The 21,406-nt window shown below is 73.4% G+C and carries 16 protein-coding genes and 1 pseudogene; 8 read left to right on the top strand and 9 right to left on the bottom strand.

What is annotated here, in order from left to right; genetic code table 11:
* Nucleotides 1-13: 13 nt before the first annotated feature.
* Nucleotides 14-1,156 (top strand): mandelate racemase/muconate lactonizing enzyme family protein, encoded by a 1,143-nt coding sequence (locus HF519_RS18170; protein ID WP_169414162.1) that lies wholly within the window; start codon nucleotides 14-16, stop codon nucleotides 1,154-1,156.
* A gap of 21 nt (nucleotides 1,157-1,177) precedes the next feature.
* Here HF519_RS18170 and HF519_RS18165 read toward each other — a convergent pair whose 3' ends face one another.
* Nucleotides 1,178-2,032 (bottom strand): alpha/beta fold hydrolase, encoded by an 855-nt coding sequence (locus tag HF519_RS18165; RefSeq protein ID WP_312860183.1) that lies wholly within the window; start codon nucleotides 2,030-2,032, stop codon nucleotides 1,178-1,180.
* Nucleotides 2,033-2,314: 282 nt separating this feature from the next.
* Here HF519_RS18165 and HF519_RS18160 point away from each other — a divergent pair, with 282 nt between their 5' ends.
* The 3 genes from HF519_RS18160 to HF519_RS18150 are packed head-to-tail and all read left to right on the top strand — an operon-like array spanning nucleotide 2,315 to nucleotide 10,752.
* Entirely contained in the window at nucleotides 2,315-4,297 is a 1,983-nt protein-coding gene (locus HF519_RS18160) for a 3-oxoacyl-ACP synthase III family protein (protein ID WP_169414161.1), read from the top strand.
* Nucleotides 4,298-4,339: 42 nt separating this feature from the next.
* Entirely contained in the window at nucleotides 4,340-9,988 is a 5,649-nt protein-coding gene (locus HF519_RS18155; protein WP_169414160.1) for an ATP-binding protein, read from the top strand.
* An 11-nt stretch (nucleotides 9,989-9,999) separates the two neighbouring features.
* Nucleotides 10,000-10,752, top strand: coding sequence for a beta-ketoacyl-ACP reductase (locus HF519_RS18150; protein WP_246244405.1), 753 nt, complete (start codon nucleotides 10,000-10,002; stop codon nucleotides 10,750-10,752).
* A 30-nt stretch (nucleotides 10,753-10,782) separates the two neighbouring features.
* On the opposite strand, the gene HF519_RS18145 is transcribed toward HF519_RS18150, so the two are convergent.
* Together HF519_RS18145 and HF519_RS18140 are read right to left on the bottom strand one after the other, a co-directional pair.
* On the bottom strand, nucleotides 10,783-12,009 hold the full coding sequence (locus HF519_RS18145; protein ID WP_246244401.1) for a glycoside hydrolase family 3 N-terminal domain-containing protein: 1,227 nt from the start codon (nucleotides 12,007-12,009) through the stop codon (nucleotides 10,783-10,785).
* A gap of 56 nt (nucleotides 12,010-12,065) precedes the next feature.
* Nucleotides 12,066-13,064 carry a glutathione S-transferase family protein gene (locus HF519_RS18140; protein ID WP_169414157.1) on the bottom strand — a complete coding sequence of 333 codons (999 nt, stop codon included), beginning with the start codon at nucleotides 13,062-13,064 and terminating at the stop codon, nucleotides 12,066-12,068.
* 62 nt (nucleotides 13,065-13,126) lie between these two features.
* Here HF519_RS18140 and HF519_RS18135 point away from each other — a divergent pair, with 62 nt between their 5' ends.
* On the top strand, nucleotides 13,127-14,320 hold the full coding sequence (locus tag HF519_RS18135) for an acetyl-CoA hydrolase/transferase C-terminal domain-containing protein (RefSeq protein ID WP_312860182.1): 1,194 nt from the start codon (nucleotides 13,127-13,129) through the stop codon (nucleotides 14,318-14,320).
* A gap of 70 nt (nucleotides 14,321-14,390) precedes the next feature.
* Here HF519_RS18135 and HF519_RS18130 read toward each other — a convergent pair whose 3' ends face one another.
* Together HF519_RS18130 and HF519_RS18125 are read right to left on the bottom strand one after the other, a co-directional pair.
* A complete protein-coding gene (locus tag HF519_RS18130) occupies nucleotides 14,391-15,290 on the bottom strand; it encodes an alpha/beta fold hydrolase (protein ID WP_169414156.1) in 900 nt (299 codons plus the stop codon).
* A 10-nt stretch (nucleotides 15,291-15,300) separates the two neighbouring features.
* Nucleotides 15,301-15,795 (bottom strand): GtrA family protein, encoded by a 495-nt coding sequence (locus HF519_RS18125; RefSeq protein WP_169414155.1) that lies wholly within the window; start codon nucleotides 15,793-15,795, stop codon nucleotides 15,301-15,303.
* A gap of 282 nt (nucleotides 15,796-16,077) precedes the next feature.
* Between HF519_RS18125 and HF519_RS31535 the strand changes: the two are divergent.
* Nucleotides 16,078-16,377, top strand: a pseudogene (locus HF519_RS31535) (3-keto-5-aminohexanoate cleavage protein); the annotation flags it as partial.
* On the opposite strand, the gene HF519_RS31530 reads toward HF519_RS31535, so the two are convergent.
* Genes HF519_RS31530 through HF519_RS18100 form a run of 4 tightly spaced genes read right to left on the bottom strand, consistent with a single transcriptional unit; the run spans nucleotide 16,346 to nucleotide 19,308 of the window.
* Nucleotides 16,346-16,813, bottom strand: a complete 468-nt coding sequence (locus tag HF519_RS31530; RefSeq protein WP_169414154.1) for a DUF2784 family protein — start codon at nucleotides 16,811-16,813, stop codon at nucleotides 16,346-16,348. The pseudogene HF519_RS31535 and the gene HF519_RS31530 sit on opposite strands and share 32 nt — an antisense overlap.
* Before the next feature lie 20 nt (nucleotides 16,814-16,833).
* The gene (gene pcaG, locus HF519_RS18110) at nucleotides 16,834-17,400 is read right to left on the bottom strand and encodes a protocatechuate 3,4-dioxygenase subunit alpha (RefSeq protein ID WP_169414153.1); all 567 of its coding nucleotides are present in this window, start codon (nucleotides 17,398-17,400) and stop codon (nucleotides 16,834-16,836) included.
* A complete protein-coding gene (gene pcaH, locus HF519_RS18105; protein ID WP_169414152.1) occupies nucleotides 17,393-18,115 on the bottom strand; it encodes a protocatechuate 3,4-dioxygenase subunit beta in 723 nt (240 codons plus the stop codon). Before pcaH ends, pcaG begins: the two co-directional genes overlap by 8 nt.
* Nucleotides 18,115-19,308 carry a 4-hydroxybenzoate 3-monooxygenase gene (locus HF519_RS18100; RefSeq protein ID WP_169414151.1) on the bottom strand — a complete coding sequence of 398 codons (1,194 nt, stop codon included), beginning with the start codon at nucleotides 19,306-19,308 and terminating at the stop codon, nucleotides 18,115-18,117. Before HF519_RS18100 ends, pcaH begins: the two co-directional genes overlap by 1 nt.
* 67 nt (nucleotides 19,309-19,375) lie before the next feature.
* On the opposite strand from HF519_RS18100, the gene HF519_RS18095 reads away from it, so the two are divergent.
* Entirely contained in the window at nucleotides 19,376-20,152 is a 777-nt protein-coding gene (locus tag HF519_RS18095) for an IclR family transcriptional regulator (RefSeq protein ID WP_169414150.1), read from the top strand.
* 107 nt (nucleotides 20,153-20,259) lie between these two features.
* A partial coding sequence (locus tag HF519_RS32955) for a cytochrome P450 (protein WP_169414149.1) occupies nucleotides 20,260-21,406 on the top strand: 1,147 nt, incomplete at its 3' end.

The raw sequence follows: 21,406 nt of genomic DNA, 5'->3' as shown, positions 1-21,406 counted from the left end.
CAAGGATCGGCTCATGCGCATCGTCGACGTCCGGGCCTACCCGACCTCGTTCCCGACCTCCGACCGCGCGGCCGTCCGGCTCGGCATCGGCAAGGCGATCAAGCGCGACGCGGTGGTCGTCAAGGTGACCACCGAGGACGGTCTGGCCGGCTGGGGCGAGGCGCATCACGGCCGATCCCCGGGCACCGTCGCGCACTTGATCAACTCAACGCTGGCGCCGCTCGTGGTCGGCGCGGACGCGACCGACACCGTCGGCGTCTGGCAGCGGGTCTACACCGCACAACTGGCCAGCCACGGGTTGGGCGCCGCCGCCTCGATCGGGCTGTCGGGCATCGACATGGCGCTGTGGGACCTACGCGGCAAGGCCACGGGCTGGCCGGTGTACAAGCTGCTCGGCGGGTCGGCGCGGCCGGTGCCGGCCTACGCGGGCGGGGTGTCGCTCGGCTTCGCCGAGCCGGCCACGCTGGTCGAGATGGTCGCGGCACTGCGCGCCGAGGGCTACCGGGCGGTGAAGCTGCGGATCGGCGAGGGCCCCGGACCGGACATGGCGCGGGTGGCCGCGGTGCGCGATGCGTTCCCCGACCTGACGGTGCTCACCGACGCCAACACCGCCTACGGCCTCGACGACGTCCGCCGCGTGGCGCCCGCGCTGCGCGAGCACGGCGTCGGCTGGCTGGAGGAACCGTTCCCGCCGCACGACCACCGCCGCTACGCCGCCGCGGCCGGGTTCCTGGGCGTTCCGCTGGCCGCCGGGGAGAACCACTACACCCGCTTCGACTTCCACCGCCTCATCGAGGACGGCTGGATCACCGTGCTGCAACCCGACCTCTCCAAGTCGGGCGGAATCACCGAGGTCGCCCGGATCGCCGCGCTCGCCTCGGCGTGGAAGCTGCCGGTCCACCCGCACACCTCGGCCACCGGGCTGAACATGGCGGCGACGATCCACCTGCTCGCCTCGGTCGACAACGGCGGCTACTTCGAGGCCGACGTCTCCCCCGACAACCTGTTCCGGGAGAAGCTCACCTCGGAGGCGTTCCGGGTGGACCCGGCCGAGGGCACCGTGCGCCCGCTGGACGGCCCGGGGTTGGGGGTCGAGGTCGACGAGGACTTCCTCACCGCGCACCCGGTGATCGAGGGCCCGGGCTTCGTACCCTAGGAACCCGGCGGGAGCGTCTCGTCAGCCCGGGTGAGCGGCCAGGTGCTCCAGCAGCAGCGCGGCGAGCTCGCCGGGCACCTCGTCGGGGATCCAGTGGCTGACGCCCGGCAGCTCGACCTGGCGGTACGGGCCGGTGACGTACCGGGCCGCCCGCGCGACGCCGGCCCGGGTGATGGCGATGTCACCGTCGCTCCACACGAACAGCGTCGGGCGGGTCACGGGGCGGGTGTCGCGCCCGGCCAGGGACAGCGGGATCGCGCGGTACCAGTTCAGCCCGCCGGTCAGCGCCCCCGGGGCGGCCATGGCCGTCGCGTCCCGTTCGGCCGCGGCGGCACCCTGCCCGCCGGCCCGCAGCACGCGGACGAACCGGTCGGACCGGGCCTGCCCGGGCCGGGGCCCGAGCAGCCGCTCGGGCACCCAGGGCAGCTGGAAGAAGGCCATGTACCAGGAGGCCAGGGCCTGCCGGCTGGTCACCATCGCGCGCAGGAACGCCTCGGGCGGCGGTACCGAGAGCGCGGTCAGCGAGCGGATCCGCTCGGGGTGCTCGATGGCCACCTGCCAGGCGACCGCGGCACCCCAGTCGTGCCCGACCAGGTGCACCCGGCCGCCGCCCAGGCTGTCGATGACCGCCGCGGTGTCGGCGACCAACTCCGCCATCCGGTAGGCCCGGCGCCCGCGGGGGCGGGCGCCCGGGGAGTACCCGCGCTGGTCCATGGCGAGCGTCCGGTACCCCCGCTCGGTGAGGGCGGGCACGACCGCGTCCCAGGAGTCGGCGCGCTGCGGGAACCCGTGCAACAGCAGCACCGGGTCGCCGTCGGGCGGGCCCGCCTCCCGGACGTCGAAGACCAGCCCGTCCCGCGTCACCGTCTGCCGCACGCGGTGATCATGCCGTCTACAGCGCCCCACGCTCCACATCGCCTGCGCCGAACTCCACTTCCCCACGAACACGAACGCCCCCGACGGCGCCCGGTGCAGCGCGTGCAGCAGGCATCCGGGCTCGTCGTGGACCGGCCGCTCGTCCGTGCCCCCAGGCCGTCGTGGCGCTGGGCTATAGGAGGGATCCGAGCGCGGCGGCCCTGTCCCCCGCACGGCCGGTTGTGCGATGCAGGTCACATCGTCTTGGGTCGATCGTGAACCCGATCGATGCGGAGACGGCAGATGAAGCCATTCGTGATCAACCGCCACGGCCGCCTGGTGTTCCCGGCCAACTTCCTCGGTGAGCTGGACTTCTCGGTCCTCGACACGCTCGAACAGTTCACCGCGGTCATCGGGCGCGATTTCGAGGCGAAGGCGCCGACCGGTACCGACATCCTGGCCCGTGCCGAGTCCGGTTCCTATCCCGGCCGTTTCGAACTGTTGCGGGATCTCGGCCAGAACCTGTTCTGGGCCAACCGCTTCTCGATCCCGATGTTCGACAAGAGGCCGACCCGCTGGCGCGACGTGCCACGTTCCCGCGAGGACGTCTTCCTGCCGGTCCTGGTCCCCTGGAAGGAGGGCGAGCGCAAGGTGGCCGCGGTGGCCGACGCCTACCACCGGTTGCCGGCCACCTTCGACGCCGCGACCGAGGACAAGGTCTTCGGCCTGCTGTTCGACCTGTTCCGGCACAAGCTCCACCACGCCACCGAGCTGCCGCCGATCAAACCGACGGTCGCGGAGTTCCTGGCCGATCCCGAGGCGCTCACCTTCGTGCTGCCCGATCACGACCCGGACTACCCGGTCTTCCGTGCCGACGAGATCCTGGACGCCGACGAGAAGGTGCCCGAGCTCGAAGCTCTGATGCGCTGGGCGATGGTGCTGCACAACCAGTACCCGTGGGACCGGTCGCGCACCGAGCTGCGCCCGCCCTCCGCGATCGGCGACGACGATTTCGTGATCGTGTTCCATCCGCGCAACCGCGACGTCGCCGCGTTCATCAACCGGGTCAAGAGCGTCCGGGCGAGGGACACCACGCCCTCGCCCGTCCCGGCGGCCCGCGGGCCGATCGAGGCGAGCGCGCCCGTTCGGCCGTACCCGCCGGTGCGCGTCCGGGAGGCGTTCGCGATCCAGCCGGTTCTGGAGGCGCTCGCGATCATCCGGGGCGAGCACGTCTGCGACAACACCGACGTCATCCGAAACTCCAGCTTCTCCTGGTCACCGATGAGCGCCGACGAGATCAGCGCCAAGACCGGTATCGACCAGCGCCGCTACACCAGCCGCGAGCTGGAGCACCTGGCCCTCGACGCGGCCCGGGCGGCGCTCGCCCACGCCGGTCGCCGGCCCGAGGAGATCGGCGCGGTGCTGGTCAGCACGTGCACCAGCAACCGGTTGATCCCCTCGGTGTCCACGTGGTTGTCCGGGGAGCTGGGCCTGCTGCAGACCCACGCCTCGGTGGACCTGGTCGCGGCCTGCGCGGGGCTGCCCTACGGGCTGGCCGAGGCGGTGCGGCTGCTGCAGGAGGTGGACCGGCCGGTGCTGCTGGTCTGCGTGGAGAAGTTCTCGGACAAGATCGGCAGTGTGCGCACCTCTCGGATGATCTTCGGCGACGGCGCCGCGGCGCTCGTGGTCGCGCCGGGCGGACCGGGCGCGAGCGGCGACGTCGACGTGGTGCAGACCTACGCGAGCGGGCCGTGGAGCGAAGTCAACTCGATCATCTGGCCGAACCCCGAGTTCGACAACGACATCACGGTCTACGGCCCGGAGGTCAAGGCCCTGGTGCAGCGCTACCTCGGCCAGATGATCGACGAGCTCGGCGCCCAGGACGATCCGCAGCAGCCCGACCGGTCGCTGCTGGAGGGCATCGAGCTGATCGTTCCGCACCAGGCCAACAAGACGATGATCCTCGGGCTGGCCGGCAAGGCCGGACTGTCGGCGGACCAGCTCTACTTCAACATCGAGACGATGGGCAACGTGTCCGCGGCGAGCATCCCCATCGCCATGCACGACGCGGTGCGCGACGGTGTGATCGACCGGCCGATGCGCGTGTTCGCCCCCGGGTTCGGGGCCGGCGCCGTGGGGGGCTATGCAGTGCTGCGGATCGATCCGGCGATCGTGGCCGACGAGGTCGTGTGGCAGGGATCAGGTGCCGCTGACGGCGAATCCGTAGCAGCATCACGGGTGGCCGGGACGACCTCCGACGACGTGCGAGTCGCCTTCGGCGAGTGACCAGCACGAATGGGCCGACGAGCAAGAGGGAATGAGCACTGTATGAGCGAAGCGACCGAGCCCGCGTTCCAGCGACTCGCGATCGTGAACCGGGGCGAGCCCGCGATGCGGCTGATCAACGCCGTGCGGGAGTGGAACGCAGAGGGTCGCCCACGCTTGAGCACCATCGCCGTGTTCACGGCCGTCGACCGCCGGGCGATGTTCGTCCGGGAGGCCGACGAGGCGGTGCTGATCGGCCCGGACGACGAGGAGGGCTTCGGCTCCAACCCCTACCTCGACTACGCCGAGCTGGAGCGCGCGCTGCGGGCGGCCCGCGCCGACGCGGTGTGGCCGGGCTGGGGGTTCGTCTCGGAGAAGGCCGAGTTCGCCGAGCTGTGCGAGCGGCTCGGGATCACGTTCGTCGGCCCCTCGGCGGAGGTCATGCGCCGCCTCGGCGACAAGATCGAGTCCAAGCGGCTGGCCGAGGAGGTCGGTGTCCCGCTGGCGGCGTGGAGCGGCGGCCCCGTCGCCGACCTCGACGACGCCCGCCGGCATGCCGAGGAGATCGGCTACCCGCTGATGATCAAGGCCACCGCGGGCGGCGGCGGACGCGGCATCCGGCTGGTGACGACCGCCGACGAGCTCGACGAGGCCTTCGAGCGGGCGAGCTCGGAGGCGTCGAAGACGGCCGGGGACGCGACGGTGTTCCTCGAGCGCGCGATCCGCGGCGGCCGGCACGTCGAGGTGCAGGTGGTCGCCGACGCCACCGGTGACGTGTGGACGCTGGGCGTCCGCGACTGCAGCGTCCAGCGGCGCAACCAGAAGGTGCTCGAGGAGTCGGCGTCGAGCGCGCTCGACGCCGAGCAGGAGGAGCTGCTGCGCCGCAGCGCGGCCGAGCTGGCCCGCGCGGCCGGTTACCTCAACGCCGGCACCGTGGAGTTCCTCTACGAGCCCAAGGAGCGGCTGCTGTCGTTCCTCGAGGTCAACACGCGGCTGCAGGTCGAGCACCCGGTCACCGAGGCGACCACCGGTGTCGACATCGTCAAGCTGCAGTTGCACGTCGCCGCCGGGGGCCGGCTCGCGGACATCGCGCCCGTGGCGCCCCCGGCCCACGGGCACGCGATCGAGGCCCGGCTCACCGCCGAGGACCCGGAGCGCGGGTTCGCCCCGGCGCCCGGCCGCATCGAGCACCTGGCCCTGCCCAGCGGCCCGGGCATCCGGGTCGACACCGGGGTGGCGGCGGGCGACGTCATCCCGCCCCAGTACGACTCCATGATCGCGAAGGTGATCGCCTGGGGCCGGGACCGGCCCGAGGCGCGGGCCCGGCTCTCCCGGGCGCTGCGCCAGACCGCCGCGGTGATCGACGGCGGCACCACCAACAAGGCGTTCCTGCTCGACCTGCTGGACCGGCCCGAGATCCGCACCGGCGAGGTCGACACCACCTGGCTCGACACGATGATGGCCGACGGCTACGCCCCGCCGCGCCGGCTCGACATCGCGCTGCTCGCGACCGCGGTGGAGGCGCACGACGCCCACGTCGAACGCCAGCAGGGGCGGTTGTTCACCTCCGCCGAGCGCGGCCGCCCCGAGGTCGGGCACGAGACGTGGCACCAGGTCGACGTCCGGGCCGCGGGCGAGGCGTACCGGCTGCGGGTGGCCCGGTCCCGGCCCGCCCGGTACCGGGTGGAGCTCGACGGGGCGCCCGGGAGCGGCACGTCGACCCAGACCGTCGACGTCGACGTCGAGCGCGCCGGCCGTTTCGAACGCCGGCTCACCGTCTCCGGCCAGACCTTCTCGGTGCTCTCGGTCGCGCAGGGCCCGGACTACCTCGTCGAGGTGGACGGCGCCGTGCACCGGATCTCCGGCGGCGAGGCCGGCCTGGTCCGCGCCCCGGCGCCGGCCATGGTCGTGGCCGTCCCGGTCAAGGCCGGGGACCAGGTCGAGGAGGGCGACGTCGTCGCCGTCGTGGAGAGCATGAAGCTCGAGACCGCGCTGCGCGCGCCGGTCACCGGCCGGGTCGCCGAGGTGCTCGTCCCGGCGAACACCCAGGTCGAGGGCGGCACCAAACTCGTCCGGCTGGAGCCCGACCCCGAGGCGGAGGACGGCCCGGCCGGATCCGGCAGCGACCGGGCCGACCTGAGCGGGCTCGTCGCCCCCGCCGCGGCCCGGCCCGAACCCGCCGCGGCCGCGGCCGACGCGCTGGCCGCGCTGCGCTCGCTCGTGCTGGGCTTCGACATCGACGAGCGGGAGGCACGCCCGCTGCTGTCCGGGCTGGCGGCCGCGCGTGCGGAGCTGCCCGACGACGACCCGGGTGTGCTGGCCGGTGAGACCGCGGTCCTGCAGATCTTCGCGGACCTGTGCGCGCTGTCGCGCAACCGCCGGGTCTCCGGGGACCTGGAGTACGACGAGTCCGCCGTCGACGCCGAGGCCACCCGCAACCCGCAGGAGTACCTGTACGCCTACCTACGGTCCCGCGACGCCGAGACGGAGGGGCTGCCCGAGTCGTTCCTGATCAAGCTCCGGCGCGCGCTGGCCCACTACGGCGTCGCCGACCTGGAGTCCTCCCCGGAGCTGGGCCCGGCGCTCTACCGGATGTTCCTGGCCCACCGCCGGGCGGGCGCGCACGTCCCGGTCGTGTCGGACCTGCTGCAGTGGCGGTTGCGCCACCCCGACTCGCTGCCCGACGACGCCCGCGAGGGCTACCGGCGGATGCTCGACCACCTGGTGACGGCCACCCAGCTGCGGCACCCGGTGATCGGCGACCTCGCCCGGCAGGTCCGCTACCGCTGCTTCGACGCCCCACTGATCGAGCAGAACCGCGCTGACGTGCAGCGCCGGGTGCGCGAGGAGCTCGACCGGCTGGACACCGACCCGGACGTCCGTGCCGAGCAGATCCGCAGGATCGTGGCCGCGGGCGAGCCGATCCTGCGCGTGTTCGGCGACCAGCACCACGCCGTGATGCTCGAGGTGATGACCCGGCGCTACTACCGGATCCGGCCGCTGGAGCACACCGAGATCGTCGAGCACGACGGCCGGCCGCTGCTCACCGCGGACTACGTCCACGAGGGACGTGCCTACACGATGCTCGCCACGTGCGTGGACACCACCGCGCCGGACGGCGCCGAGGGCCCGTCCGCGGTCGCCACCGACCTGCACCAGATGGTCGAGGCCCTCCCGGCCGACCGCATCGCGCTGGTCGACCTCTACGTGACCTCGGACGACTCCGCGGGAGCCGACCCGGACGCCCGCGCCGGACGGATCCGGGAGCGGCTCGGCACCATCCCCGATGCCGTCGGCCGGGTCGCCGTCGCCGTGCGCCGCCCCGACGGCGAGAGCGGCGGCCCGACCTGGTTCACCTTCCGGGCCGGCCCCGACGGGATGCCCGAGGAGGACCGGACCCTGCGCGGCATGCACCCGATGGTGGCCGAGCGGCTGGGCCTGTGGCGGCTGGCGGCCTTCGACCTGACCCCGCTGCCCGCGGCCACCGACGTGCACCTGTTCCGGGCCCAGGGCCGCGAGACCCCCGACGACCAGCGCCTCATCGCGCTGGCGGACGTCCGCGACCTGACCACGCTACGCGACGACGACGGGCGCATCCGAGCGCTGCCGGAGCTCGAACACGTCCTCGACGCGTGCCTGGACAGCCTGCGCGCGACCCGGTCCGCCGACCGCAGCGCCGCCAAGCTCGACTGGAACCGGGTGCTGCTCTACGTGTGGCCGGTGGTCGACGTGCCGCTGTCCGAGCTCGACGAGGTGGTCCGGGCGCTCGCCCCGCGGTCCGAGGGGCTGGGTCTGGAGCAGGTCATGGTGCAGTTCCGGCTGGCCGGAGCGGGGCCCGACGACGAACCCCACGAGCTCATGCTGCGCATGTCGCGTCCCCCGGGCGCCGGGCTCACCGTACGGGTCACCGACCCGCCGGTCGCCCCGCTGCGCGAGCTGGACGCCTACGCGCAGAAGGTGATCCGGGCGCGCCGGCGCGGCGCGGTGTACCCCTACGAGCTCGTGCCGATGCTGACCCGCTCGCCCGACCGGGGCGGTGCGCCCGGCACGTTCACCGAGTACGACCTGGACGAGAACGGGGCCCCGGTGCCGGTGGACCGCGCGCCGGGCGGGAACACGGCCAACCTGGTGCTCGGCGTGGTGACCACCGCGACCGAGCGCTATCCGGAGGGCATGACCCGGGTCGCGCTGATCGGCGACCCGACCAAGGCACTCGGTGCGATCGCCGAGCCGGAGTGCCGCCGGGTCCTCGCGGCGATCGAGCTGGCGCGGCGGTTCGACGCGCCGGTGGAGTGGTTCGCCGTGTCGGCCGGCGCGAAGATCGCGATGGACTCGGGCACCGAGAACATGGACTGGATCTCCCGGGTGCTGCGCGGGATCATCGAGTTCACCCAGGACGGCGGCGAGATCAACGTCGTGGTCACCGGCATCAACGTCGGCGCCCAGCCGTACTGGAACGCCGAGGCGACGATGCTCATGCACACCAAGGGCATCCTCGTGATGACGCCGGACTCGGCGATGGTGCTCACCGGCAAGCAGTCGCTCGACTACTCCGGCGGGGTGTCGGCCGAGGACAACTTCGGCATCGGTGGCTACGACCGGATCATGGGGCCGAACGGGCAGGCGCAGTACTGGGCGCCCGACCTGTCCGGCGCCGTCGACGTCCTGCTCGCGCACTACGAGCACAGCTACACCGCGCCCGGGGAGCGGTTCCCCCGGGTCGCGCCGACCTACGACCCGGTCGACCGGGACGTCAGCGACTCGCCGCACTCGGGACCGGGCACCGACTTCACGACGCTGGGCGAGATCTTCTCGCCCACGACGAACGCCGAACGCAAGAAGCCCTTCGACGTCCGGTCGCTGCTGCGCGGGGTCGCCGACGCCGACCACCCGCCGCTGGAGCGGTGGGTCGACATGCACGACGCGGAGTCCGTCGTGGTGTTCGACGCGCACCTGGGCGGGCAGCCGATCTGCCTGATCGGGATCGAGTCCCGGCCGCTGCCGCGGCGGGGCCGCCTGCCGGTGGACGGGCCGTCGCAGTGGACGGCCGGGACGCTGTTCCCGCGATCGTCGAAGAAGACCGCGCGGGCGATCAACGCGGCGAGCGGGAACCGGCCGCTGGTGGTGCTGGCCAACCTGTCGGGCTTCGACGGCTCCCCGGAGTCACTGCGCGGCCTGCAGCTGGAGTACGGCGCCGAGATCGGCCGGGCGGTGGTCAACTTCGACGGGCCGATCGTGTTCTGCGTGGTCTCGCGCTATCACGGCGGCGCGTTCGTGGTGTTCTCCGGGACGCTCAACGACAACATGGAGATCGCCGCGGTCGAGGGCTCCTACGCCTCGGTCATCGGCGGCGCGCCCGCCGCGGCCGTCGTCTTCGCCGGCGAGGTCAACAAGCGCACCGCCGCCGATCCCCGGGTGGCCGACCTCGAGGCCCGGATCGCCGAGGCGGTCGAGTCGGGCGCGGAGGCCGACGCGGCCCGGCTGCGCGCGGAGCTCGCCACGGTCCGGTCGGGGGTGCGCTCGGGGAAGCTCGGCGAGGTCGCCGATGAGTTCGACCGCCGGCACAGCATCGAACGGGCCCGGGAGGTCGGGTCCGTGCACACGATCGTCCCCGCAACGCGGCTGCGGCCCTATCTGGTCGACGCCGTGCAGCGGGGCATGGCACGCACGCTCGACGAGCAGGACAGAAGGACCGAAGCCCTTCGACGATGACGGGAGCCGGCATGACGGACGGCAACAGCGGCCAGCGGGTGGCGATCGTGACGGGCGGCGCCCGTGGCATCGGCGCGGCGATCACCACCGCTCTGGCGCGATCAGGGGTGCATGTCGCCGCCGGGTACAGCAGCAACTCGAAGGCCGCGGAGGAACTCGCGGGCAAGCTCGGCGCCGAGGGTGCATCGGTGTCGGTGCATCAGGGCAACGTGGGCGAGCCCGCGGACTGCACGCGTGTCGTCGAGGAGGTGCTCGCCCAGCGCGGCCGGATCGACTACCTGATCAACAACGCCGGGATCACGGTCGACAAGACCATGCGCAAGATGACCATCGACGACTGGCACGCGGTGCTGCGGGTCAACCTGTCCGGCTCGTTCTACATGTCCAAGGCCGTGCTCGACCACATGCTCGAGCACGGCTTCGGCCGGATCGTCAACATCAGCTCGGTGATCGGGCAGATGGGCAACGTCGGCCAGGTCAACTACGCCGCATCCAAGTCGGGGCTGTTCGGCATGACGCAGAGCATGGCGCGCGAGGTCGCCCGCAAGGGCATCACCGTCAACTGCGTCGCCCCCGGTTACATCGAGACCGAGATGGTGGCCGCGGTACCGCAGGAGGTCCTGGACAAGATCGTCGCCAAGGTACCGGTGGGGCGGCTCGGGCAGGCCGGCGAGATCGCCCGAGCGGTGCAGTTCCTCGTCGACGACGACGCCGGCTACATCACCGGCAGCGTCATCTCGGTCAACGGCGGCATGGACATGTGAACCTCAGACATGTGATCCTCACCCGCCCCGTCAGGCGGGGCTGCAGAGGCCCTTGGCGGTGAGGATCCGGGCGACGGCACGGTCGTTGTCCGCGGTCGAGATGCGGCCGTCGGCCAGGGCCCGCTCCAGCGCGTCGAGCGTCGGCGCCACGGGGGTGACGTTGGACGACAGCGCCATGTCCGCGCCGGCCTGCAGAGCGCGGACCGTCGCCTGGGGCAGCGTGAACTGGCCGGTGATCGCCTTCATCGCGCCGAGGTCGTCGGTCACCACGAGGCCGTCGAAGCCGTACTCGCCGCGGAGCAGCTGGTAGACCGCCGGGGTGAGCGAGCCGGGCAGCCCGTCGGTGAGACCGGGGGTGTCGAGGTGCCCGACCATGACCCCGGCACCTCCGGCCCGCAGCGCCCCCGCGGGCCCGAGCAGGTCGGCGTAGGGCCGCAGGTCGTCGGCCTTGAGCCGGGCCAGCGGCGGTGTGGTGACGCGGCCCCGGTGCGAGTCGCCGTCGGCGTGCCCGTGGCCCGGGAAGTGCTTGAGCACGCCGAACACGCCCGCCTCGCGCTGGCCCTGCGCCCACGCCGCGGCGTAGCGGGTGACGACGTCCGGGTCGTCGGAGAACGACCGGTCCCCGATCACGGAGTTCGCCGCCTGGTCGCTGACGTCGACGGTGGGCGCGAAGTTCCACGTGACGCCGCGGGCGAGCAGCTGGGACCCGCGCTTGCGGCCGGCCTCACGGACCTGCTCGACCGTCATCGTCCTCGCCATCGTGCGGGCGCTGGGCAGCGAGCCGTCGAGGTCGTCGATGCGCTGCACCCGGCCGCCCTCGTCGTCGACGGCGACGGCCACCGGCACCCGGGCCATCGCCTGCAGCCGGGTGAGCTGTGAGTTCCGCAGCAGGGCGGTCCCGTTCCCCCCGAGGAACACCCCGCCGACCTGGCTGCTGCGCACCGTCTCGGCGGCGGCCCGCGGGTTCGCCGCGTCGACGCCCACCATCAGGCGCTGGGCCAGCCGGTCGCGCGGGGTCATCGCGGCGACCTTCGCCGTACAGGCCGGGACGCGATCACCCGGCGGGGCCGGTTCCGGAGTGGCGGCCGGCGAGACCGCGGCGGGCTGCGCGGCCGGCTGGGAGGCCGCGGCGGTCGGCCGGACGGCCGTCGGGACGGCCCCGATCGCGACGCCGACGCTGCTCACGAGCGCACCGGCGACGAGGCCGGCGAGCAGAGGCACGACGGACCGGGGACGACGCTGCTGTCGGGTCGGCATCGGCCCCATTGTCCCGGGCCGGATCCGGGCCCTCGCTCCGCCCCCCGGGGGCGGGCTCACCCGACGGGCGGGACCGCCTCCCCCACCGGCGGTGGGCCGGGCGGGGTGCCGTCGCCGAACGGGCGCCCGCCCAGCTCCTCGCGACCGTGCGGGCTCAGCCAGTTCGTCAGGTCCGGGCCGGCGGGCACGATGCCGGTGGGGTTGATCTCCGCGTGCACCCCGTAGTAGTGCTGCTTGATCTGCTCGAAGTCGATGGTGTCGCCGAACCCGGCAGTCTGGAACAGATCGCGGGCGTAGGCCCACAGGACCGGCATCTCGCTGAGCTTGTGCCGGTTGCACTTGAAGTGTCCGTGGTAGGCGGCGTCGAACCGGACGAGGGTGACCCAGAGCCGGATGTCGGCCTCGGTGATCGTGTCGCCGACCAGGTAGCGGCGGGTGGCCAGTCGGTCCGACAGCGCGTCGAGCCGGTCGAACAGCTCGGTGTAGGCCCGCTCGTAGGCCGACTGTCCCTTCGCGAACCCGGCCTTGTACACGCCGTTGTTCACGTCGCGGAACACCTGCTCGTTGATCTCGTCGATCTCCGCGCGATGCGCCTGCGGGTAGAGGTCGGGGGCACCGTCGCGGTGGAACGCCGCCCATTGGCTGGAGAAGTCCAGCGTCAGCTGCGCGTAGTCGTTGGTGACGACCCGGCCGGAGGCGATCTCCACCATCGCGGGGACCGTGATCCCCGCGTCGTAGTCCGGGTCGGCCGCGCGGTAGGCCTCGCCCAGGAACTCGATGCCCAGGACCGGATCCCGGTTGTCCGGATCGAGATGGAACCGCCAGCTGCGCTCGTCGTGCAGCGGGCCGGCGATGCCCATCGACAGCACCGGTTCGAGCCCCAGCAGCCGTCGGACGATCACGGTCCGGTTGGCCCACGGGCAGGCCCGGGCGACGATCAATCGGTAGCGGCCCGCCTCCACGGGCCATCGCGACGAGCCGTCGGCGGTGATCCGCTCGGTGACCTCGACGGGCTCGCGCTCGAACGCCTCGGCCGTGGACTGCGTCGCTGTCATGAACGGAATCTAGATCGCGTTCGTGATGCCCGCCCGTCGGCGAACTGTGATCGAATCCGGACGTGTCCACCGTCGAGCTCGCCGGCCTCGTCCGGCCCGGGATGCGTGTCGCCGTCGCCGACGGCTGCGGTTCGCCCCGGGCCCTGTACCCGCCGCTGCTCCGCGCCGCCGCCCGGCACGGCGATCTGCGGCTGCTGCTCGGCTGGATGCCGGTCGCCGAACCGGGGCTCGATCCGGCACCCTTCGCCGAGGCCCGTGCCGTCCTGGGCGGTCCGGGCCTGCGGGCGGCCGTCGACGGCGGCGCCGTGCGCACCGTGCCGTGCCGGCTCTCCGCGGTGCCGTCCCTGCTCGCCGGGCCGCTGCGCCCGGACCTGCTGCTCGCGACCGTCGTCCGCGGCCCGGAGGGGTTGCGGCTGGGGGCGGAGGCGTCCTGGGTGCGCGGGCTGATCACCGGCGGTGTCCCGGTGGCCGCGGTGGTGTCACGCTCCGCACCCCGGGCCGAAGCCGGGCCGCCGCTGCCGGCCGACCGCATCACCGTGCTCGGTGAGGTGGCCGGCGACGCGGGCCGCCCACGCGAGCTGCCGACCCCGCCCCCGACGCCGGTGGACGAGCAGATCGCCCGGCATGTGGCGGCGCTGGTGCCCGAAGGCGCCCGGGTGCAGGTCGGCCCGGGCCGGCTGGGCGCGGCTCTGCTGGGCGCGATCCGAGTGCCGGTGCGGGTCGACTCCGGGCTGCTGCCCGAGGCGGTCGTCGACCTCGACGAACGTGGCCTGCTGCTCGGCGATCCGGTGGCCGCGTACCTGGTCGGTACCCGGCGGCTCTACGACTGGGCCGACGGCCGCCCGCTGCTGCACCCGGTCGAGGTCACCCACGACATCGGCCGGCTCTCGGCCGCGGACCTCCCGCCGCTGATCGCCCTGAACACCGCGCTGGAGATCGACCTGGACGGGCAGGTCAACGTGGAGGGTGTCGGCCGGGCCGCGGCCGGGATGATCGGCGGGCATCCCGACTTCGCCGCCGCCGGCGTCCGGTCCCCCGGCGGGCTGAGCGTCGTGGCCGTGGCGAGCGCGCACCGCGACCGGCCGACCCTGGTGACCCGGCTGTCCCGGCCGGTGACCACGGCGTCGCACGACGTGGACGTCGTCGTCACCGAGCGCGGCGCGGTCGACCTGCGCGGCCTCGACCGCACCGAGCGCCGCGCCGCGCTGTGCGACCTGTGGGGCGGTCAGGTGCACGACACCGGCGCCGCGAGCTGACCGCGGGCGGGCCCGGCCGCGCGGACCCCGGGGGCGAACCGGACGGTGCGCCCGGGCGGCGCGCCGTCCGTCAGCGGCTCTCGGCCAGGAACGCGGTGAGCGCGGCGAGGGTCTCGGCGTGCCGCTCCTCGACGAGGAAGTGCCCGGCCCCGTCGAGCGCCCGGCCGCGCACGAGGCCGGGCCGCACGGCCTGCTCGCGCCACACCACGAGGGGGTCGTCGGGCCCGGTACCGACCACACTGTCCGCGCCCCACAGCACGAGCACCGGCGCCGCGATCCGCTCCCCCGCCGCGTCGTGGTCGAGATCGATCGACGCGCCGGCCCGGTAGTCCTCCAGCATCGCGTGCCGGGCCTGCGGGTCGGCGAAGCAGCGCTCGTACTCCGCGAGCGCCGCCGGGTCGTGGGCGTCCAGTCCGCTGCCCCACCCGCCCAGCAGGCTGTGCAGGTAGCCGATCGGGTCCCCGGCGATGAGCCGCTCGGGCAGGTCGGCGGGCTGGATGAAGAAGAACCAGTGGTAGTACGCGGTGGCGAGCCTGCGGTCGACGTGGCCGTAGACGTGGCGGGTCGGCAGGATGTCGAGCAGGGCGAGGCGCTCGACCGCGCCGGGATGGTCCAGCGCCATCCGGTGCGTCACCCGGGCCCCGCGATCGTGGCCGACGACCGCGAACCGGTCGAAGCCCAGCGCCGCCATCACCGCAACCTGGTCGGCGGCCATCGCCCGGAAGCTGTAGCCCGCGTGGCCGGGCCCCGACTCCGGGCGTGACGAGTCGCCGTAGCCGCGCAGGTCCGCGGCGACGACGGTGTGGTCGCGCGCGAGTTCCGGGGCGATGCGGTGCCACATCGTGTGGGTCTGCGGGAAGCCGTGCAGCAGCAGCACCGGTGGCCCGCTGCCGCCGCGCACGCCGTGGATGCGCGCCCCGCCCGTCGCGTCGTCGGGGTCGAGGTCGAACCGCTCGAAGCCGGGGAACACCCCGGGGACGCTACTGGCCGGCTCCGGCCGGCCGCGTCTGGAACACCCAGTGGCGCAGCACCAGGAACCGCATCAGGCCACCGAGCACGCTCGCCGCCGCGACGACGAGCGCCTCCTGCACCTCGTTCGCGGTGGGGGCGAGGTAGTCGAGCACGATCAGCACCAGGGAGCTGTAGCACGCGTAGAACAGCACCGTGCCGAAGTCCTGCACGTACGACCGCCAGCGGTGCGCGGCCACGCCGGAGAAGGTGAACCGGCGGTTGGCCTCGGTGCTGACCGCGGTGCTCACCATGAGCGCGAGCACGTTGGCGGGGACCGCGTCGAACCAGTTGCGGAACACCAGGAACATCAGCGCCGTCACGCCCGTGCCCAGGCCACCGACCATCGCGTAGCGGGCGAGCTGGGCGGCCACCGGGTGGCGCCGGCGCAGCCGGGCGACCAGCTCGATCAGGTCCGCGTGCAGCGCTGCGGCCGACGTCCCCATCGCCGCTGCCCCGCCCGTCATCAGGACCCCTCTCGTCGATCACCCGTGTACGGATCATTTATCGCATCCGTTCGTGGGCGCGCGCTCGCCGGTAGCTGTGTGAACGCTGTGAGGCCCGGTTCCGCATCCGGTTCTCGACGTTGCCCGGATCACGCGCCGTGCTGTCGCGATGGCGGTCCGTACCGACCCGGTGATCATCGAGGTGGCGGTGAACGGCACGACGGCGGGCCCGCGGTCGAGCCACATCTCGCGGCGTGGAAACCCGTGCTGGATCGCCATCCCGATGCACTGCTCTACCCGACGATGGCGGCCGGCGCGCGCGGGATCGCGGTACAGCGGCGGTGGGCGCACGTCGAGGAGCTGGCCCGGCGCCGGACGGGCGGGCTCAGCCTGGTCGATCCCGGGTCGGTCAACGTGGGCCTGACCAGCGACGGGGCCGTCCCCGAGAGCGCGGCGGCCGAGCCGTACCAGAACAGCTTCGCCGACACCGAGTACATGTTCGCCCGCAGCGCCCAGCTCGGCGCGGCCCCCAGCATCTCGATCTTCGAGCCGGGTTTCCTGCGCACCACGCTCACCCTGCACCGCCACGGCCGGGTGCCACCGGTGGCGATCGTCGAGCTGTACTTCGGCGGGGAGCTGAAGTTCGGGCTGCCGCCGACCGCCGCCGGACCGGCGGCCTACCCCGGCATCGCCGCGTGCGCACGATCGCGCCCACCCAGGACACCACGACGACGACCACGACCAGCGCGCGGACCAGCCCCAGGTACCGCTCCGGGTAGATCACACCGGTCAGGTAGGTCCCGATGAAACCGTCGCCGCCGAGCCCGCGTTCGCCGGCCCGCAGGCGCGCCCGGTCCTCCACGACCGTCAGCGGGCACTCCAGGCCGACGGTGACGCTGAGCAGGCCCCAGAGCAGCACCGGGGCGTGCGCCAGCAACAGCCACGGCCGCCACCACCCCAGGAACCCGCCCAGCGTGAGATGAGCCAGGAACGCGAAGTGCGCCAGCATGGCGGCATCGGCGAGTACGCGATAGCCCATCGCGCACCCCCGATCACGCCTCAGACGGCCAGGAAGACCGTCTCGCCGTCGCCCTGCAGCCGGATGTCGAACCGTAGCCTCCCCGGACCGTCCGGCCGGGCCACGAGCGTCGCGGCGCGGTCGGCCGGCACCTCGGCCAGCAGCGGGTCGGTGACGTTGGCCGCCTCGTCCGGGAAGTAGATCCGGGTGACGACCCGGTCGAGCAACCCGCGGGCGAACACCGAGACATCGATGTGCGGGGCCTCGCCGGGCAGCGCGCCCGGCTTGACCGTCCGGATCTCCCACCGGCCCTCGCCGTCGGTCGCGGCCCGGCCGAACCCGCGAAAACCGGGCAGCGACGAGGCGGCCGCGCCCCGTGGGTCCTCGGGGTGGTCGAAGTGCCCGTCCGGGTCCGCCTGCCAGGTCTCGATCAGACCGTCGGTGACCGGCTCCCCGGCGCCGTCGTAGAGCACCCCGCCGATGCGGATCTCGCCGGGCGTGCCCGCCGGGACCACGTCCGGGCCGTCGGCCCAGTCCAGGCCGATCGACAGGAACGGCCCGACGGTCTGGGACGGGGTCAGGCCGAGCCGGCCGGCGGACTCACTCATGGGGCTCCTCGAAGGGGGTCTGCTCGCGCCCGCGCAGCACGATGTCGAAACGGAAGGCCAGCGCCCACTCGGGGCGGGTGGCCTCGAGGTCGAAGGCGGCGACCATCCGCTGCCGGGCCTTCGGGTCCGGCACCGAGTTGAAGATCGGGTCCTGGGCGAACAACGGGTCGTCCGGGAAGTACATCTGGGTGACCAGGCGCTGGGTGAACGCGCGGCCGAACAGCGAGAAGTGGATGTGGGCGGGGCGCCAGGCGTTGTGGTGGTTGCCCCACGGGTAGGCACCCGGCTTGATCGTGGTGAACGAGTAGTTGCCCGTCGCGTCCGTGACCACCCGGCCGCCGCCGGTGAAGTTGGGGTCGAGCGGGGCGGGCCAGTTGTCCCGGGCGTGCGCGTAGCGGCCCGCCGCGTTGGCCTGCCAGATCTCGACGAGGGTGTCGGGCACGGCGCGGCCGTCGGAGTCGAGCACCCGCCCGAACACCACGATCCGCTGGCCGAGGGGCTCGCCCGCGTGCTGGGTGGTCAGGTCGTGGTCCGACGGGCCGAGCCGCTCGCCGGCCAGCAGCGGGCCGGTGACCTCGGTCAGCCGGTGGCGCACGACGATCGGCGCCTGCGCCGGCGCGCGCAGACCGGTGCTGCGGTACTCGGGGAAGTCCAGCGGCGGGTGGGCACCGTCCGGCGCGGGCCGGTAACCGGCGACGGGGTGGGGCAAGGTCATCAGCAAGCTCCGTAGGGAAGTCCGACGTAGTTCTCGGCCAGGCTGGTCGACGCGGCGCGCGACGACACCGTGTAGCGCAGCTGCGACAGCTGCAGCCGGCGCCCGAAGGGGTCGCCCGCGGCGTCGCCCTCGCCGAAGCGGTGCAGCATCGACGTCATCCACCAGGAGAAGTGCTCCGCCCGCCAGACCCGGCGCAGGCAGGTGGCGGAGTACTCGTCGAGCCCGGTCTCCGAGCCGGTGGCGAAGAACCCGGTGAGCGCGTCGGCCAGCACCTGGACGTCGGCGATGGCGAGGTTCATGCCCTTGGCGCCGGTGGGCGGGACGATGTGGGCGGCGTCGCCGGCGAGGAACAACCGGCCGTGCCGCATCGGCTCGAACACGACGCTGCGCATGCCCGTCACCGAGGGCCGCTCGAGGAACGGGCCCTCGTTGAGGGTGAAGCCCTCGGCGGCGAGCCGCAGGTTGAGTTCGTCCCAGATCGCGGCGTCGGACCAGGTGGCGGCGTTGGTGTCCGACGGGACCTGCAGGTAGAGCCGGGTCACCTCGGGGCTGCGCATCGAGTACAGGGCGAACCCGCGCTCGTTGGCCGAGTACACCAGTTCGGCGTGCGTGGGCGCGGCCTTGGCCAGGACCCCGAGCCAGCCGAACGGGTACTCGCGGTCGAACGCGGTCAGCGCGCCGGCGGGGAACGCGTGGCGGCTCACCCCGTGGAAGCCGTCGCAGCCCGCGATCACGTCGCAGCGCAGTTCCCGCGCGACCCCGGCGGCGTCGGTGTAGGTGATCGACGGCGTGCTGCCCTCGACGCCGTTCAGGTGCACCCCGGAGACCCCGAACTCGATCGTCGCGCCGTCGTCGAGCCGGGCCGCGATGAGGTCCTTCACGACCTCCTGCTGGCCGTAGACGACGATCCCCTTGCCGACCAGGTCGGCGAAGTCGATGCGGTGGTCCATGCCGTCGAATCGCAGCGAGATGCCCTCGTGCGGAAGGCCCTCGGCGTCCATCCGGGCGCCGACGCCGACCTCGCGGAGCAGCTCCACGGTCGGGTGCTCGAGGACGCCCGCACGGATCCGCCGTTCCACGTAGGTCCGGCTGCGGGCCTCGAGTACGACGGAGTCGATGCCGGCACGGGCGAGCAGGTGGGACAGCAGCAGCCCGGCGGGCCCGGCCCCGACGATGCCGACCTGGGTTCGCATGCACCGAGGGTTACCTACTGAAGGGTCACAACTCGACGGCACTTCCGCTCTCCGGAAGACTGGCTGCATGAGGGCGAGGCCGACGAACCCGACGGACACATCGGGAGCACGGTCCTCGGTGACCGCCCGTGTCCTCGACGTGCTCGCGGCCTTCAGCGTGGAGCGCCCCCGGCTGACCCTCACCGAGATCAGCCGGCGCTCCGGGCTGCCGCTGACCACCACCCACCGGCTGGTCGGCGAGCTGGCCGCGTGGGGCGCGCTCGAGCGGGCCGACGACGGCCACTACCGGATCGGGCTGCGGCTGTGGGAGGTCGGGGCGCTCGCTCCCCGCAGCCTGGGCCTGCGCGAGACCGCGATGCCGTTCCTGGAGGACCTCTACGAGGTGACCCGGGAGAACGTGCAGCTCGCGGTGCTCGACGGCACCGAGGTGGTGTACGTCGAGCGGCTCTCGGGCCGGGCAGCGGTCAACGTGATCACCCGGGTGGGCATGCGGTTGCCGCTGCACGCCACCGGGGTGGGCCTGGTGCTGCTCGCGCACGCCGACACCGAGTTGCAGGAGAAGGTGCTCTCCGCGCCGTTGCGCCGCTACTCGGAGAAGACGATCTGCGACCCGGACGTGCTGCGTCGGACGCTGGCCGACGTCCGCCGCACCGGGGTGGCGATCAGCGACGGCCAGATCGAGACGGTCGCGATGTCGGTGGCCGCACCGGTGCGCGACACCGGCGGCGAGGTCGTCGCGGCCCTCTCGGTGGTCGTGCCCGCCGCCGGGGCCAGCCCACTCGCCTACATCCCGGTGGTGCGCGCCGCAGCTCGCGGCATCTCCCGCGCCCTCGGGCATCGCTGAGCACCGCCGGGCACCGCACCGGGCTTCCGGACAACGGAAGCGACGGCGACCACAGGGGTGGGCGGGCCGCATGCTGGCGCGACGGACCCACCGTGGAAGGAGCACCCGTGACGGCAACGCAGCCGGTCCCGGCCGGCGACCTGGACCCCTTCTCCCGCGAGTTCCTCGACGACCCGTATCCGGCCCACGCCGCACTGCGCGACGCCGGACCGGTCGTCCGGCTGGAGCGCTACGGAATCTGGGCCAGCGCCCGGCACGCCCAGGTCCGCAGCGCGCTGCTGGACCCGGAGGCGTTCTGCTCCGCCGCCGGGGTCGGGATGGCCGACTTCCGCAAGGAGCCGCCGTGGCGCCCGCCGAGCCTGCTGCTCGAGGCCGACCCGCCGGAGCACACCCGGGCCCGCCGCGTGGTGAACGGCGTGCTCTCGGCCGCGGCGATCCGGCGCCTGACCGGGGCCTTCACCGCGGCCGCCGACGCGCTGGTCGAGAAGCTGGCCCACGGGGGCGCGATCGACGGCATGGCCGATCTGGCCCGGGTCTATCCGCTCGAGGTCTTCTCCGATGCCGTCGGGCTACCCACCGAGGGCCGGGAGAAGCTGCTCGTCTACGGGAACATGGTGTTCGACACCTTCGGCCCCCGCAACGAGCTGTTCGAGACCGCGATCGCCGACGCCGGGCCGATCCGCGACTGGATCATGCAGCACTGCGCGGCCGAGAACCTCGCCCCGGGCGGCATGGGGGCACAGCTGCACGAGCGCGCCGCCCAGGAGGGCTTCACCCCGGCCGAGGCCGCGATGCTCGTCCGCTCGTTCCTGTCCGCGGGTGTCGACACGACGGTGCACGGCCTGGGCAACGCGCTGTTCTGCCTCGCCACCCACCCCGAGCAGTTCGACGCGCTGCGCGCCGGCCCGGACCGGGCGCGCGCCGCCTTCGAGGAGGTGCTGCGCTTCGAGGCGCCCGTGCAGACCTTCTTCCGCACCACCACCCGCGAGGTGCCGTTCGGCGGCGTCACGATCCCCGAGGGCGAAAAGGTGCTGCTGTTCCTCGGTGCGGCGAACCGGGACCCCCGGCACTGGGACGACCCGGACACCTTCGACATCGAGCGCCGCGCCCTCGGGCACGTCGGGTTCGGCTTCGGCCTGACCCACCCGCCCGAGGGCGGCACCACCCGCCTGGCCCGGCTGATGGGGGAGCTGCTCGTGTCGGCGGACGCGAGTGGGAACCTTGCCGTGCTCCGGACCCCACCCGGGGCCGCGC

The sequence above is a fragment of the Pseudonocardia bannensis genome, assembly GCF_012911875.1.
In the GTDB taxonomy this organism is placed as follows: Bacteria; Actinomycetota; Actinomycetes; order Mycobacteriales; family Pseudonocardiaceae; genus Pseudonocardia; species Pseudonocardia bannensis.
This window is presented reverse-complemented; position numbering and strand designations above follow the sequence as displayed.